We start from the raw sequence: 15008 nt of genomic DNA on the forward strand, positions 1-15008 counted from the left end.
CGCCGGAGTGATCCGGCGACCCATTCAGGTCAGCCGCGCGGGTTCCAGCCGGTGACGTCGACGTCCAGCCCGAGACGGCGAGCGATGTCATCCCACTTCACATACTTGAAGTTGGTGTTCTCGCGCACCTCGCCCTCCGGATCCGTCGCCTCGGGGGTGTTGGCGCCGTCGTGGGTGACGAACAGGCCCTTGGGGAACCGGCGGCCGAGCGGCACGTTGATGACCATCGTCCCGTCGCTGCCCTGCACACCGTCGATGCCGCCGCTCTCGCCGACGCGGAAGGAACCGAGGTAGGCGTTGTCACCTCTGCGGTCATAGACGGCGAAGGTGTCGCTGCCCTGGCTGGAAGCGATCAGGTAGCCCTTGCCGTCCTTGCCGTAATAGATGGTCAGGCCCTCGGCGTCCGCCGTCAGGTTGTCGCCGCCGTATCCGGGGTCGGCTCCGGGGGCACACTCCTCGGTGGCGGGGTCGTAGGTGGCCGGTACGCCGTACTCGCGGACACGGTCGACCAGCTTCGGTGAACCGGTGAGATCGCCGGAGACGCGCCAGATGCCGACGTCCTCCTGGGCCGCGTAGAGCGTGCCGGTCTGGGCATCGACGACCATGCCTTCGATCTGCGGGCCCACGCCCGGCTCGTCGCACGGGCTCCAGCTCTGGCCGTTCGGAAGGGTGAAGCTCGACGGGAGATCGATGGTCCGGAGCGTCGTGTAGCCGATCTTGCCGCCGGGGGCGTCGGTGAGCTTCAGCAGCGCGAGCCGCGTGGTGTGCCGGCGGCTGACCAGGACGTAGGTGCCCGAGCTCCGCTTCCACGTCGCGAGGCCGTACACGGTCTCGGCGTCGTTCACCTCCGCCTGGGTCGCGTTGAAGATGAACGGCGCGGCGGGGTCGGTGACGTCGGTGAGCGGCTGCCGGTTCTGGCCCGCCTTCGCCGGATCGATCCGGTAGACGCGCAGCTTGTCGGAACCACGGTCGGAGGCGACGAAGACGTCCGACCGGCCCGCCTTGGACGCGTGCCCGTAGACGACGTCCACGTTGTTCAGCCGGCCCGGCTCGTCGTCCTGACCCGGCGCGGCCGGTGCGGGCAGGTGCTGGAGCTGCCTGCCGTCCAGGTCGTAGAGGTACAGACCGCCCTCCTTGGCGGTGGTCGCGATCAGGCTCTCCGCCGGAGAGGTGGGGTGGACCCAGATCGCCGGGTCGTCGCCGTTGGCATTGCCGCCGGCCTCGTCGTCGAACAGCGGCGGGGTCTCGACCCGCGGCTCGACGGCGGGCAGGTCTTGCGCGGTCGCCGGTGGGACCAGGGCACCGAGCAGGCCGATCGTCAGCGCTGCGGACGCCAGCGAGGTCAGGGGGCGCATCGACTTCTCCTCATCAAGGAACCTTGCTGCCTTGATCCTCATGAGTGAAGCCGACCGGACCATGAACCGAACCGGAACTTCCGCCCAAATCGCGGCGCGAGTCGCAGGGGCGCCCGTCAGGGCTCGCGCGTGACGGGCGCGAGCCACATCCCGACGAGCGCGTCGATCAGCCCGGTCGCTGCGTCGTGCCAGGTGGCACGGGGGGTGGGGGCGCCTTCGGCGAGCGCGCGCTCGCGGTCGGCGCACGTGAGCACGATCAGCTGGCGGGCCATGTCGCCGCGCTCGGCCCGCACCTCGGCGGGCAGCTCGGGCAGGCACCGGTTGAACCCCTCGACGGTCTGCCGCAGCGAGGGGGAGGAGCGGGTCTCGTCACCCATGATCGCGCGGAGCGCGGGGTCGGTCATCACCTGGGCGACGAAGCGGGCGTACCAGGTGGGGGAGCCGAGGTCCGCCAGATGCTCGGTGACCGGGCGTACCATGCAGGCGACCCAGTCGCGCACGTCGGCGGAGTCGCCGAGCTCGGCCACCATCCGCTCGCGGATCCGCTCGACCGGCTCGGCGTGCTTGCGGGCGATCGCGCGTACGAGGTGGGTCTTGGTGCCGAAGTGGTAGCCGACGGCGGCGTTGTTGCCCTGCCCGGCGGCCTCGCTCACCTGACGGTTGGAGACGGCGAGCACGCCGTGCTCGGCGAACAGCTGCTCCGCCGCCGCGAGAATCCGCTCGCGGGTCACTCCGGCGCGCTCGGCGCGTACGGTCTTGCCGGTCATCGGCACCACCGTACCGGAATGTCACGCCTGCTCACGAGGACCTCCTTCGGGGGCCTGACCGTCGGTTGTGTTCAGTAAATCGACGCTGTTAGCCTTAAGTCAAGCGACTGATTTACTAATACCTCGTCGTTTGCTTCCCTCAACCCCGCAACGGAGACTTCGCATGGCCAACATCCCCGCCCGCCGCGCCCACGCGGCCGACCCCCCGCGGTCGAGCACCTTCGTGGTGGTGCTCGCCTTCGCCGGGATCGTGGTGTCGTTGATGCAGACCCTGGTGATCCCGCTGGTTCCCGAGCTGCCCAAGCTCCTGGGAGCCCCGGCGTCCGACACCACCTGGGCGATCACCGCCACCCTGCTCGCCAGCGCGGTCGCCACACCGGTGGTGGGACGGCTGGGCGACATGTTCGGCAAGCGGCGCATGCTCCTGCTCAGCCTGATCCTGCTCGTCGCCGGGTCGGTCGTGTGCGCCTTCAGCGACTCCCTGACGCCCATGATCGTCGGGCGGGCCCTGCAGGGCCTGGCCTCCGGCGTGATCCCGCTCGGCATCAGCATCATGCGCGACGAGCTGCCCGCCGAACGGCTCGGCTCCGCGACCGCGCTCATGAGCGCCTCGCTCGGCGTGGGCGGCGCCCTGGGCCTGCCCGCCGCCGCCCTCATCGCCGAGAACGCCGACTGGCACATGTTGTTCTGGACCGCGGCCGGGCTCGGCGCCGTGGCCCTGGTCCTGGTGCTGGCCCTCGTGCCCGAGTCCGCGGTACGCAGCGGCGGGCGCTTCGACCTGGTCGGCGCCGTCGGGCTGTCGGCCGCGCTGGTGTGCCTGCTCCTGGCGATCTCCAAGGGCGCCAGTTGGGGCTGGGGCGACCCGCTCACGATCGGCCTGTTCGCCGCGGCGGTCGTGGTGCTGCTGCTGTGGGGCTGGTGGGAGCTGAGCACCCGCGAGCCGATGGTGGACCTGCGCACCACCGCGCGGCGTCAGGTGCTGTTCACCAACCTCGCCTCCACCATGATGGGCTTCTCGATGTTCGCCATGTCCCTGGTGCTGCCGCAGCTGCTGCAGTTGCCGGAGGCCACCGGCTACGGACTGGGCCAGTCGATGCTGGCGGTGGGCCTGGTGATGGCGCCGTCCGGCCTGGTGATGATGGTGCTGGCGCCGCTGTCGGCCCGCCTGTCCGCGGCCAAGGGGCCCAAGGTCACCCTGATGATCGGCGCGGTCATCGTCGCCGCCGGTTACGCGCTCAACATCGGGCTGATGTCCGAGCTCTGGCACCTCGTCCTGGTCTCCTGCATCATCGGGGCCGGCATCGGATTCGCCTACGCCTCCATGCCCGCCCTCGTCATGGGGGCCGTGCCGGTGTCCGAGACGGCCGCCGCCAACAGCCTCAACACCCTCATGCGCGCCGTCGGCACCTCCGTCTCCAGCGCCGTGGCGGGCGTCGTCCTGTCGCAGATGACCACCACGTTCGGCCCCGTCGCCCTCCCCTCCGAGGACGGCTTCCGCGTCGTCATGGGCATCGGCGCCGGAGCCGCCCTCCTCGCCTTCGTCCTGGCCGCCTTCCTCCCGCGCCGGAGCGCCGCCGCCCCCACCACGGCGCACGCCGCCGCCCCGGCGCCATCCCCGCACGGTTCCGCGCACGGGCCGGCGCACGTGGATGAGCCCGCGTACGCGCCGGTGGGCACCGCCTGGACGGACGCGCCGGACGGCGGCGTCGAGATCCGCGGCATCGTCAGCGGCGACGACGGCCACGCGGTCGGCCACGCCACGCTGACGCTGATCGACTCGCGTGGCCACCAGCTCTCCCGGGCCGTGACCCTGGCCGACGGCGGGTACGCCATCTGGACGCCCGGCATGGGCACCTACGTCCTGATCGCGTCGGCCGCCGAGCGCGACCCGCAGGTGGCCACCCTCGTCGTGGGCGACCGGCCGGTCGACTTCAACCTGATCCTCACCGGCTCGAACAAGCTGACCGGAGTGGTGCGCGACCTGGAGGGCAAGCCGGTGCCCGGGGCGGTCGTCGTGCTGACCGACGTCCGCGGCGAGGTCGTCACCACGGGCGCGACCGACGGGGAGGGCTCCTACAGCCTGTCCGGCGTGACCTCGGGCGGCTACACGCTCGCGGTCAGCGCGGACTCCTTCCGCCCGGCCGCCGTCCCGGTCGAGGTCGCCGGCGCCGGCCAGACCAGGCAGGACGTCGAGCTGCGGCCCGGCGCCCGGATCCGCGGCACCGTACGGGTGGGCGACGGCGGCCCGCTGAACGACGCGCGGGTGACGCTGCTGGACGCGGCCGGGAACGTGGTCGGCACCACGACGACCGGCGAGGACGGCGCGTACGCCTTCGCCGACCTGACCGGCGGCCAGTACACGCTCATCGCCACCGGATACCCGCCCGTGGCCGACACCGTGAGCATCAACGGCCGCGACGACGACGACCGCGACCTGTGGCTGGTCCACGCCGACTGACACCAGACACCGCGACGGCTGCTCGAAAGGACGAGCAAGGAAAGCAGGGAGAGCAGGAGCACCATGTACACCAGCCAAGAGCAGGCCGGGCGGAACGCCACGGCGAGCCGGCAGAGCGCCCCGGCCGCCCGCCGGGGCCTGCACGCCCTGATCCGCACCAAGGACGGGTGGGCCGTGCAGCACGCGATCGTCACGGTGACCGACCTGACCGGGCAGCAGGTCGCGCGGGCCGAGGCCGACGCGGAGGGCGTCGTGTCGACCGGCCCGCTGGCGCCCGGCGTCTACACGGCCGTCGCCACCGCGGCCGGATACACACCGGCCGCGATGACGGCCATCGCGACCGGGTCCGGCGCCGCCGAGCTGGGCACGGTGGTGCTGGCCCGGCAGGGCGGCGTCGACCTTCCCCCGCCCGGGATCTGGACGCTCGACCCGGCCCACTGCACGATCGCGGCGACCGCCCAGCATCTGGGGCTCAGCACCGTACGGGGACGGTTCACCCAGTTCGCCGGGCGGATCGAGGTCGGCACGGACCCGGAGACCTCGTCGGTGGCCGCCGACATCGTGGCCGCCTCGATCGAGACGGGGAACGGCACCCGCGACGACCATCTCCGCTCGGCCGACTTCCTGAACGCCGCCGCGTACCGGATGATCTCCTACCGCAGCACCGGGCTCACGCCCGCGGGCCCCGACCGGTGGATCGTGCACGGGACGCTGACGCTCGCCGGGGTGCAGCGGCCCGTTGACCTCGACCTGGCCTACCTCGGCACCGGCCCCGACCCGTGGGGCGGCCTGCGGGCGGCGTTCCGGGCCGAGACGGAGCTGCGCCGCGAGGACTTCGCGATGACCTACAACCAGGTCGTGCGGGCCGGGGTCAACCTGATCGGGTCGACGCTGAAGGTGGAGCTGGACATCCAGGCCGTGCAGGGGGCGTCCCTGCCCTAGACGAGAGTTTCTTGGGACCGGCGGTACCAGGCAGGCAGCCAGACGACGGGCGGGCCCGCGGACCGTGCCGCCCGTGCGGAACCCCGGCGATGGTCGGTTCCGTCGCCTACACCAGGCCGAGGTCGCGCAGGCTCTGCGCCGTCTGCACAATCGTCGTCTCGGCGGGCCGCGGACGCCAGCCGAGCTCGCCGCGGGCCCGGTCGTTGTGGATGATCGGCCGTGGCGGGTCCTCCCCCGGCACCTCCTGCGTGGGTACGCGTGCGCCCGCCGGGCCGAGCCCTCGGCGCAGGATCCGGGCCACCTCCAGGAAGCTCAGCGTCGCGCCGTCGGCGACGGCCAGGAAGCGCTTGCCCGCGGCTTTGGGCTCCGCCATGGCGCGAAGGTGCAGGTCGGCCACGTCGCGCACGTCGACGACGCCGAAGCGCTGGCGGGGCGCGAGGCTCATCGTTCCGTCGAGCATCGCCTTGATCAGCTGCGTCGAGGAGCGCAGGCCGGCCGTGAGGGTGGGCCCGAAGATGGCCGTCGGGTTGACCACGACGAGTTCGGTGTCGCCGCCGTCGCGCTCCATCAGGGCCCATGCGGCCCGCTCGGCGATCGCCTTGGAACGCGGATATGGCGCCAGACCCGGCGTGTCGGGATCGGTCCAATCGTCTTCGGTGAACTCGGCGCCCGGCTTGGGCGTGTATCCGACCGCGGCGAAGGACGAGGTGAGCACGATGCGCCGGGCACCCGCGTCGCGCGCGGCACGCAGCACCCGCAACGTGCCCTCCCGGGCGGGGACGATCAGCTCGTCGGGGTTCTCGGGCTGGGTGACCGGGATGGGCGAGGCGACATGATGAACCTCCTCGCACCCGGCCACCGCGGCGGGCCAGCCGTCGTCGGCCATCAGGTCGGCGGTGACGATCTCCAGGCCGGCGTCGTCGGCGTCGCCGCGGCGCACCGCCGCACGCAGCTCGGCCTCCTGAGTCGTCCGGCGCACCGTGGCGCGTACCGGTCTCCCGGCCCGCAGCAGTGCGGCGATCAGGTGCGTCCCCACGTAGCCGGCCCCGCCGGTGACCAGGACCCGGCTCATCACAGCACCCCCAAGCGACCGGCCGCGTCGATGGAACGCCGCATCGCCTCGGACTCCGCGGCCGTGTCGCCGCGGTCGCGAGCGTCCCACAGCGCCGCTTTCTCCCGCAGATAGGCCAGCCGGGCATGCTGGGCGAGGATCTCGGCCTCGATGCGCTCCGCGTGACGCAGCAGCAGATCGCGCTGTTCGGCCGCCGCCAGCCGCCCGCGGGTGCGGTTCGCCAGGTAGGCGCGCATGTCTTCGATGCTCACGCCGACCGCGCGAAGGCAGGCCAGCGCCTCGATCACGTGAAGATCCTCGTCGCGGTACCGCCTGTGCCCGCTGCTCTCGTCACGGTCGATCGGGCCGACCAGCCCGACCTCCTCGTAGTAGCGCAGGGTCGGCTCACTCAGCCCGCTGCGCCGGGACATCTCATGGATGGTCAGAACTGCCATGCGGTCAGCGAAACACACCTCAAGCGCTTGAGGTCAAACGCGCGGGGCCTGTGCCGCCCGGACCGGTGACGTCCAGGTACAGCGCCCGGGCGCCGCCCGGTCCGGCGCACTGAGCGACAGCGTCAACATCGGGTCACACGGTCTCGGCACGGGTCAGGTCGCTGATGGCGGCGAGACCTTCGCGTTGCAGGTCGAGCAGATCGCGGGTCTCATCGGGCGCGATCCACCGGGCGAAGGCCGTTTTGAACACCAGAACGCCCAGCTCGCCGGCCAGGGAAGCGGTCACCTGGGCGATGCCGCGAGAGACGAGCGCGGCGGTCACGGCGTGGGAGAGCTTGGCCAGCTTGAGCAGCTCGCGCTCCCGCAACTGCTCGTTCGCCGTGATGATCCCGTTCCGCATGCGGGAGAAATCCCGGCCCCGTCCGTCCTGCAGGACCCGGCCCCCGGCATCGAGCGCCGCGGCGAGCAGACCGGCCATGGACGCGTCCGCCGGGGCGTCGGCGATCGCGCCCACGAAGGCGGCTTCGAGCTGCTCCCCGCCGGCGAACAGCACCTCGCGCTTGTCCGCGAAATGCCGGAAGAACGTGCGCTCGGTCACCCCGGCCCGCCCGGCGATCCCGGCCACGGTCGTCGCCTCGAAGCCGTCCTCGGCGAACAGCTCCATCGCCGCCCGCTGCAGACGATCCGACGCTCCAGGTGCCCAACGTGCCATGTCCGGATCGTAGCCCGAACCGAGGTGATGACAGAGCCTGACATCACGGCTATGCTGGTGATGTCAGCCCCTGACATCATTCTTGGAAGCGAGCCCAACCATGCACGTCTTCGTCACCGGAGCATCCGGATTCATCGGCCGCGCCGTCGTCGCCGAGCTCATCGCCGCCGGTCACGAGGTGACCGGACTGGCCCGTACCGAGGCATCGGCATCCGTCGTCAAGGGCCTCGGGGCGGACGTCCACCCCGGCGACCTCGACGACCTCGACCAGATCCGCCAGGGCGCGAACGCGGCCGACGGCGTCGTCCACCTCGCGAACAAGCACGACTTCGCCCACCCCGAGATCTCCAACCGCGCCGAGCGGGCCGCGGTCCAGACCATCAGCGACACGCTCGCCGGGTCCGATCGGCCGTTCGTGCTCGCGGCCGGCCTCGCTCTGCCCGGCCTCGGACGCCCGTCGACAGAGCGGGATCCCAATCCCGCCGTCGGCCCGGACTCACCGCGCGGCGGTGCCGAGAACCTCGCCCTCACCTACGCCGACCGTGGCGTACGGGTGATTTCCGCCCGCTTCGCCCCGACCGTCCATGGCGAAGGAGACCACGGCTTCATCTCCGTCATCGCCCATGCCGCCCGACGGCGCGGAGCCTCCGTCTACCCCGGCGAGGGGCACAACCGCTGGCCCGCCGTCCACCGCTCCGATGCCGCGCGCCTGGTCCGGCTGGGGCTCGAGGACGCCCCCGCCGGCACGATCCTGCACGCCGCCGCCGAAGAGGGCGTGCCCGTCCGGCGGATCGCCGAAGCGCTCGCCGACCGCCTCGGCGTGCCGGCGAAGCCCGCCCCGGCGGAGCAGATCGCCGACGAGATCCCGTTCATCGGCGGGTTTCTGGCCGCCGACTTCCCAACAACGAGCACGATCACGCGCGAACTGCTCGGCTGGCGGCCCACCGGCCCCACCCTCCTGGAGGACATCGCCGCGGGCCACTACGACCAACCCTGAACCGACCGTGATCACGGGCGACGCGGTGCCGGCCGCGCCGCCCACCCCCCACCGGCATCACCGGCGCAGGCCCACGAGCAGCGTCCACGCGGGGAACATCGTCCAGACGACGGCGCCCGGGATCCCGCCGGCGGCCCAGGCCCACGACACGTCGAAGAAGACCGTGACGAGGAAGCCGACGCCGAACGCCCCGACGGCGACCGGCAGCCCGATCACGATGGCGCGGCCGAGGCGGGTCACGGCCGCGGGCAGGGTGCCGGTGCGCGCCCCCGCGGCGCTGATCGCGCCCGCCCAGCACATGCCGGCGACGGCGCTCAGGCTCACCGGGACGACCTGGTACTCGAACGGCATCAGGCCCGTGAGCAGCAGCGCCTGCAGCACGACGACCAGGACGGCGGCGACCAGGCCGATCCTGGTCCACCCGCGGGCGCGGGCGTCGCCGGCCATGAGGCGGCCCAGGCCGCGGACCACCGGCACGAGCGCCAGGTACTGGAGCAGGACGAGGACGTCGTTGGCCGGGCCGAGCCAGCTGTCGCCGGGGTCGTCGGCCCAGGGCCGCGCGACGACGTAGAACAGGACCAGGAACGCGTCCGCGACCAGGCCCGTGACCCCGCCGGCCACCGCCTGCCGGCGCAGCGACGCGGGCAGCGGGTGCGGGTCTGTCTTCACCGGTGTCCTCCTTCACTCTCGCGAGTTGCCCGCCGGGCCGCCGATGAGGAACGGGGTCGTGACGTTCTCGTACATGAGGTGGACGAGCAGCCCCTCACGCGCGTGCGGCAGGTTGTGGCAGTGATCGACCCAAATGCCGGGGTTGTCGGCGAGGAAGGCGATGTCGTAGGACTCGCCGTCCTCGACGTTCAGGGAGTCGACCCACCAGGGGCTCCCCGTGGCGGGCACGCCGTCGCGGGCCAGCACCACCGCGCGATGGCCGTGCAGGTGCATGGGGTGCACCTCGCCGCTGTCGTTGACGATCGTCATGCGGACGACGTCGCCGTCGGCGACCGTGAACATCGGCACGTCCGGATACATGTGGCCGTTGACTGTCCAGTACAGCCCGGGGACGCCATCGAGGAAGCCCGGCCGGCGGCCCATCTCGTAGCGGAAGGCGCGGTCGGGGTGCGCCGGGTCGAAGCCGAGGGGCGCGGGGGTGCCGTAGGTCAGCAGGTCGAGCGTGGCGGCCGGGCGGGCGCTCGCCGGGACGTCGGACGGGCGGCCGAGCACCACCGACAGCGGCCCGCCGATCTGCACCCGTACGGAGCCGCCGCCGGACGGCATGGTCACCTCGAGGTCGGCCCGGCCGCCCGCCGTCACGAGGACGGCGGCGTGCTCGACCGCCGTCGGGCCGTGCAGATCGGTGCCGTCCACGGCGACCAGGCGCCACGCGGCCCCCGTGACCCACACCGGGGTGGGGCCGTTGTCGGTGTTGATCACGCGTACCCGCGCCGTGGCACCGGGCGGGGCCGGGACGGTGACGTCGGACTCGGACCCGTTGACGGTGCGGATCCCGTGGTAGAGGTGCGACAGGGCGACGACGTCGAGCGCGGCCTGCGGGCGCGCGGGCCGCACGACCAGGGCGCCGAAGAGGCCGCCCGCGACCTGCTCGTGCGACAGCTGGTGGGAGTGGTACCAGAACGTCCCGGCCCGGCGGACGACGAACCGGTAGACGAAGTCCCGGCCGATCCGGACCGCGTCCTGGGTGACCCCGGCGACGCCGTCCTCGCCGCCCGGGACGTCCACGCCGTGCCAGTGCAGGGTGACCCCGCCGGGCACCGACGCGTTGACCAGCCGCACCTGTACGAGCTGGCCCGCCACGGCCGTGATCTGCGGGCCGGGGGAGCGGCCGTTGAAGGTGTACCCGTCGATCTCGCGGCCCGACGCCAGCCGCACGCGCTGCTCGCGCGCGGTCAGCGTCACCTCGACGTCCGGCCTGCGCGCCGGGTCGGCGACCAGGGTGGTGATGTCGCGGGTGGCAGCGTTCCGGTGGTGGTGCGGCGCGACCGCCTGCCGGCCGCCGTCGGCGTACCCCATGTCCATGACGGAGTACGACCGCGGCAGCCGGCTCGCCTGCCACAGCCAGCCCAGCGGGAGGACGACGGCCAGCGTCGCGGCGCAGGCCGCGACCAGCCGCACGCGACGGGTGAGGACCATGACCCTCACACCGCCGCCGAGGCGGGCGCCTCGGCGGCGACGGGCCGGGCGCGCCGGGCCGCGTGCAGGGCGACCGCGAAGAGCGCCATCGCGTTGAGCCCGTGCAGCCCGCCCACCCACGGCAGGTCGTGGCCCGAGTAGCCGAGCATGGCCTGGACGGCGACGAGGAGCAGCACGAACGCGGCGAACTTGACCCCGCCGGGGATCCGGGCGAAGAACGAGACGATCAGGAGGAGGAGGGCGACGACGGGAATGACGAGCCCGCCGTTGATGCCGTGCACGATGAGGCCGACGACCTCCGGGAAGGCCAGGTCGTCGCTCTCCATGACGGCCTTGTCGAACACGTTGCCGGCCGAGACCCACTTGCCGAGCCCGGCGATGGCCAGGACGATCGCCGCCGCCTGGACGGCGACCTCGACGGCGACGGCGTACGCCAAGACCTTGTAGACGATTCTCATGGTGCCTGTCCTTTCGACGGGGAGCGGAGCGCCTTGACGAGCAGGGCGGCGCCGAGCGGGGCGGCGCCGAGGAGGTAGGGGACGGCGAGGTCGGCGGTGAGCGCGCCGAGCAGGGCGGCCACCGCCGCGATCCCGCCGATGACCGGGTGCGCCAGCCCGGCCCGGCCCGCCACGTACGACAGTCCCGCGAGGGCGGAGGCCGCGCCGACGGCCAGCGCGGGCGGCAGGACCGGGCCGGCGACGTGGAGCGCCGCCTCGACCGTCGCCGCCGAGGCGACCACGCCCAGCAGGGCCAGGACCACGGCGGCCGGCGCGCGGCCGGCGTGGCGGGGGCCCCAGGCGGACAGGTCGCGGTACACGAGCGAGACGGCCACGACGGCGAGCCACGCACCGGTGACGCGGACGAGCCCGAGGGCCGGCCCGCCCGCCAGGCGTCCGGCCGGGCACAGGGCCGGCTCGCCCGCCAGGCACCCGGCCAGGCAGAGCGCCGACGACGCCATCAGGCACAGCCCGCCGGCCACCCGCGTCCTCATGACCGCCAGCGTCGGCGCCACCGCGTCCCGGCGTCACGGGGCAGATGTCCCAGCCGGCCCGGGAGGCCGGGCCCCGCTATCGGGGTTCGCCGCCGAGTCCCGCTTCGCGGGCCCGGACGATGGCCGCCGACCGGTCGGTGACGTGCAGCTTCGTCAGGACGTTCGAGACGTAGTTGCGTACGGTCTTGCCGCTCACGCCGAGCCGCTGGGCGATCGCCATGTTGTCCAGGCCGCGGGCGACGAGCCCCAGGACCTCGTGCTCGCGCTCGGTGAGCTGCGGGAACGGCGACGCCACCGCGACCCGGGCGAAGTGGGCCAGGATCCGCGCGGCCACGCCGGCCCCGAAGACCGCCTCGCCACGGGCGACCGCGCGTACCGCGGCCACGATCTCCTCGGGCCCGGCGCCCTTGAGCGCGTACCCGTGGGCGCCCGCGCGCAGGGCGGCCAGGACGTTCTCGTCGTCGTCGTACATGGTCAGGATCAGCGAACGGGTGGGCAGGCCGGCGGCGCGCATCCGGGCGGTGACCGTGAGGCCGTCGCCGTCGGGCATGTTCACGTCGAGCACGGCGACGTCGGGCCGGTGCTCGACGGCCAGGCGCAGGGCGTCCGCGCCGGTGGCGGCCACGGCCAGCACGGTCATCCCGGCCTCGGCGCCGAGCAGGGCCCGCAGGCCCGACACGAAGACGGGGTGGTCATCGGCGAGGATCAGCCTGATCATGGTCCCCTCCCAGGCTCGTCGGCAGAAAGGCGCGGATGTGGGTGCCGCCGCCGGGCGGGGAGCGCATCGACCAGGCACCGCCCACCTCGGCGGCCCGTTCCCGCATGGAGCGGATCCCCACGCCGGCCGTCCGATCGGGGTCGAGCCCGCGGCCGTTGTCCCGCACGGTCACCTCCACACCGCCGTCCGACGGCGTGACCGTGGCCGTGCAGTGGGTCGCCTCGCTGTGGCGGACCGCGTTCGTGATCGCCTCGACGGCGATCCGGTAGGCCGCCGTCTCGACCGCTGCCGGCAGCGCCGGCAGCGGTTCGGCGCCGACGACCTCGATGCACATGGCGCCCGACAGGGCCGCGGCCCGCGCCCGGATCGCGCCGACGACGCCGAGCTCGTCCAGCGCGGGCGGGCGCAGCGCCTCGACCAGGCGCCGCACATCGGTCAGCGACGCGGCGGCCTCCGCGGAGATCTCGTCGAGCAGCGGACGCGCCGCCGAGCCGGGTGGTACGTCCCGCGCGGCGAGGCCGGCCTTGATCCGGATCGCGGCCAGGGTCGGGCCGAGACCGTCGTGCAGGTCGCGGCGTAAGCGCCGGCGCTCGTCCTCGCGCGAGGCCACGACCTCGGCGCGGGACCTGACCAGGTCGTCATGCAGGCGCACGGCCTGCACCGCGGTGCCCACCTGCTGTGCCAGGGAGGCGATCAGGCCGAGGTCGACGGGGTCGAGCGGGTCGTCGCTGCCGCGGGCCGAGACGCGCAGGTGCCCGATGAGCGTCCCGTGGTAGCGCAGCGGCTCGACGTGCACCTCGCCGACGGGGACGCCGTACTGCGTGGCCAGGTGACCGGCGCCGGAGCCGTCCACCAGGTCGATGGCCGCGTGCGGGACGCGCAGGGACCGGGCCACGGTCTCGACGATCGCGGGCAGCACGTCGGCGGGCAGCAGCACCGCCTGCAACCGGGTGCCGAGGCGGGTCAGCGCCGCTGACGGGTCGCGGCGGTCGCCGTACATCACCCGGTTGACCGTGCTCTGCGCCAGCGCGCGCAGCGGCGCCAGCGCGAGCGCCGCACCGGCCGCGGTGAGCGCGGCGGCCACCGGCTGCGACAACCCCAGCCCGCTGACCAGCAGCGCCACGACGGCCGCGTACCCGGCGACCAGGATCGCGACCACGCTGGCGTACACGAGCGACCGGTTCGCCAGCCGCTCGATGTCGAACAGGCGATGGCGGCGCAGCGCCACCCCGATCCCGGCCACGAACGGCAGCCCCGACAGCCCGAGGGCTCCCGGCGGCAGGGGACGCGCCGCGGCGAGCAGCTCGGGGAGGTGCCAGCCGGCCAGGCTCAGCAGCGTCGCGACCGCGCCGCCCGCCACCAGCCAGCGCATCCTGGCGCGCATCAGCGGATCGGGGTTGCGGCGGTAGGCGGCGAGGCCCCACACCGTGCTGGTGACCAGGACGGCCGCCACGACCGCCGTCTGGCCGCCGTGCACCAGCCCCAGCCAGCCGAGCGCATTGGGCACCAGTGGCGCGGCGAGCGCGCTCCAGAGTGCCATCGCGGCCGGCGGCGCGGCGTACGCGACGGTCATGGCCCGGCGGCTGCGGGCCGGCAGCGGCCGGGGCGCGGTGAACGCGATCGTGAAGGCCAGCAGTCCTCCCCAGGAGATCGAGTACGCCACGATCGTGTTGAGGTGGAACAGCCACAGCTGGGCGCCGCCGGTGGCCAGGGCCAGGACGGGCAGCCCGGCGGTGACGGTGAGCGTGCTGCCCAGCAGGCCCGCCGCGAGCACGAGCAGCGGAGCCGTCGCGGGCTCCTCGGGCCGCCGCAGATACAGCGCGACGGCCAGCCCGGCCAGCGCGATCACGAAGACGAGGTCGCCCCAGCCCTCCATGAGCAGCGGGTACGGATCGGGGCGGCCGACCCGGACCGCCACCGTCGTCGGCCGCTCGCGGACCACGTCGTAGACCAGGGTCGTGCCCGGCCGCGGACGGGGCACGAGGCCCAGACCGTCGGCGAGCCGATGCCCGGCCACACCGGTCACCAGATCACCGGTCCGCAGCCCCACCCCGCCGGGAGCGCCCGGCGCGCTCACGGGGGCGCCGAGGACCTCCACGGGGGCGCCGAGGACCTCCACGGGGGCGCCGGGGATGTCCGCTGGAGCCCCGGCGACGTCTGCCGGGGTGCCCGGGACGTTCACCACCACGCCTTCGGCGCGCCAGCCCAGCGGCACCACGCTGCCGTCCGACGGCGCGTCCAGCCCGGCGGCGGTCGCCACCACGCCCAGCACCACCAGGAGGATCGCCACTCCCGCCGGAATCCGGCGCGACCACCCTGACGGGCCCGGCCACAGTCGCCACATGGACACGCACACATCGTGACCGACACCCCGGCCGGAAAACCATCACCCGGACGCCTACGGTTTGGATGGA

The 15008-nt window shown here is 73.6% G+C and carries 14 protein-coding genes and 1 pseudogene; 4 read left to right on the top strand and 11 right to left on the bottom strand.

Going from position 1 to position 15008, the window contains the following annotated elements; all coding sequences use genetic code 11:
* Positions 1–29: 29 nt before the first annotated feature.
* A complete protein-coding gene (locus ABZX61_RS17145; protein ID WP_355195460.1) occupies positions 30–1355 on the bottom strand; it encodes a phytase in 1326 nt (441 codons plus the stop codon).
* Between the two features lie 116 nt (positions 1356–1471).
* Positions 1472–2122 (bottom strand): TetR family transcriptional regulator, encoded by a 651-nt coding sequence (locus tag ABZX61_RS17150; RefSeq protein WP_350738041.1) that lies wholly within the window; start codon positions 2120–2122, stop codon positions 1472–1474.
* Between the two features lie 163 nt (positions 2123–2285).
* Between ABZX61_RS17150 and ABZX61_RS17155 the strand changes: the two are divergent.
* The 3 genes and pseudogenes from ABZX61_RS17155 to ABZX61_RS17165 all read left to right on the top strand — a co-directional run.
* Positions 2286–3704, top strand: a pseudogene (locus ABZX61_RS17155) (MFS transporter); the annotation flags it as partial.
* A gap of 264 nt (positions 3705–3968) precedes the next feature.
* Entirely contained in the window at positions 3969–4580 is a 612-nt protein-coding gene (locus ABZX61_RS17160) for a carboxypeptidase-like regulatory domain-containing protein (RefSeq protein ID WP_350738259.1), read from the top strand.
* A gap of 63 nt (positions 4581–4643) precedes the next feature.
* Positions 4644–5522: a YceI family protein gene (locus ABZX61_RS17165; RefSeq protein WP_355195463.1), complete on the top strand. Its 879-nt coding sequence runs from the start codon at positions 4644–4646 to the stop codon at positions 5520–5522.
* A 106-nt stretch (positions 5523–5628) separates the two neighbouring features.
* Here ABZX61_RS17165 and ABZX61_RS17170 read toward each other — a convergent pair whose 3' ends face one another.
* From ABZX61_RS17170 to ABZX61_RS17180, 3 genes are all read right to left on the bottom strand, one after another.
* Positions 5629–6594, bottom strand: a complete 966-nt coding sequence (locus ABZX61_RS17170) for an NAD-dependent epimerase/dehydratase family protein (protein ID WP_355195465.1) — start codon at positions 6592–6594, stop codon at positions 5629–5631.
* The gene (locus ABZX61_RS17175) at positions 6594–7028 is read right to left on the bottom strand and encodes a MerR family transcriptional regulator (protein WP_355195467.1); all 435 of its coding nucleotides are present in this window, start codon (positions 7026–7028) and stop codon (positions 6594–6596) included. Before ABZX61_RS17175 ends, ABZX61_RS17170 begins: the two co-directional genes overlap by 1 nt.
* A 133-nt stretch (positions 7029–7161) precedes the next feature.
* The gene (locus ABZX61_RS17180) at positions 7162–7740 is read right to left on the bottom strand and encodes a helix-turn-helix domain-containing protein (RefSeq protein ID WP_355195469.1); all 579 of its coding nucleotides are present in this window, start codon (positions 7738–7740) and stop codon (positions 7162–7164) included.
* A 100-nt stretch (positions 7741–7840) separates the two neighbouring features.
* Between ABZX61_RS17180 and ABZX61_RS17185 the strand changes: the two genes are divergently transcribed.
* Entirely contained in the window at positions 7841–8737 is an 897-nt protein-coding gene (locus ABZX61_RS17185; protein WP_355195471.1) for an SDR family oxidoreductase, read from the top strand.
* A 57-nt stretch (positions 8738–8794) separates the two neighbouring features.
* On the opposite strand, the gene ABZX61_RS17190 is transcribed toward ABZX61_RS17185, so the two are convergent.
* From ABZX61_RS17190 to ABZX61_RS17215, 6 genes are all read right to left on the bottom strand, one after another.
* The gene (locus ABZX61_RS17190) at positions 8795–9406 is read right to left on the bottom strand and encodes a hypothetical protein (RefSeq protein ID WP_355195473.1); all 612 of its coding nucleotides are present in this window, start codon (positions 9404–9406) and stop codon (positions 8795–8797) included.
* Positions 9407–9418: 12 nt separating this feature from the next.
* Positions 9419–10885, bottom strand: a complete 1467-nt coding sequence (locus ABZX61_RS17195) for a multicopper oxidase family protein (protein ID WP_355195475.1) — start codon at positions 10883–10885, stop codon at positions 9419–9421.
* 5 nt (positions 10886–10890) lie between these two features.
* Positions 10891–11343 carry a hypothetical protein gene (locus tag ABZX61_RS17200; protein WP_355195477.1) on the bottom strand — a complete coding sequence of 151 codons (453 nt, stop codon included), beginning with the start codon at positions 11341–11343 and terminating at the stop codon, positions 10891–10893.
* Positions 11340–11876, bottom strand: coding sequence for a hypothetical protein (locus ABZX61_RS17205; protein ID WP_355195479.1), 537 nt, complete (start codon positions 11874–11876; stop codon positions 11340–11342). The genes ABZX61_RS17200 and ABZX61_RS17205 overlap by 4 nt, the downstream gene beginning before the upstream one ends.
* A gap of 76 nt (positions 11877–11952) precedes the next feature.
* Complete coding sequence (locus ABZX61_RS17210) at positions 11953–12594, bottom strand: response regulator transcription factor (RefSeq protein ID WP_355195480.1); 642 nt, start codon at positions 12592–12594, stop codon at positions 11953–11955.
* Positions 12569–14938: a GAF domain-containing sensor histidine kinase gene (locus tag ABZX61_RS17215; RefSeq protein ID WP_355196127.1), complete on the bottom strand. Its 2370-nt coding sequence runs from the start codon at positions 14936–14938 to the stop codon at positions 12569–12571. The genes ABZX61_RS17210 and ABZX61_RS17215 overlap by 26 nt, the downstream gene beginning before the upstream one ends.
* Positions 14939–15008 lie beyond the last annotated feature (70 nt).

This window comes from Nonomuraea sp. NPDC003709 (genome assembly GCF_040610775.1).
In the GTDB taxonomy this organism is placed as follows: Bacteria; Actinomycetota; Actinomycetes; order Streptosporangiales; family Streptosporangiaceae; genus Nonomuraea; species Nonomuraea angiospora_A.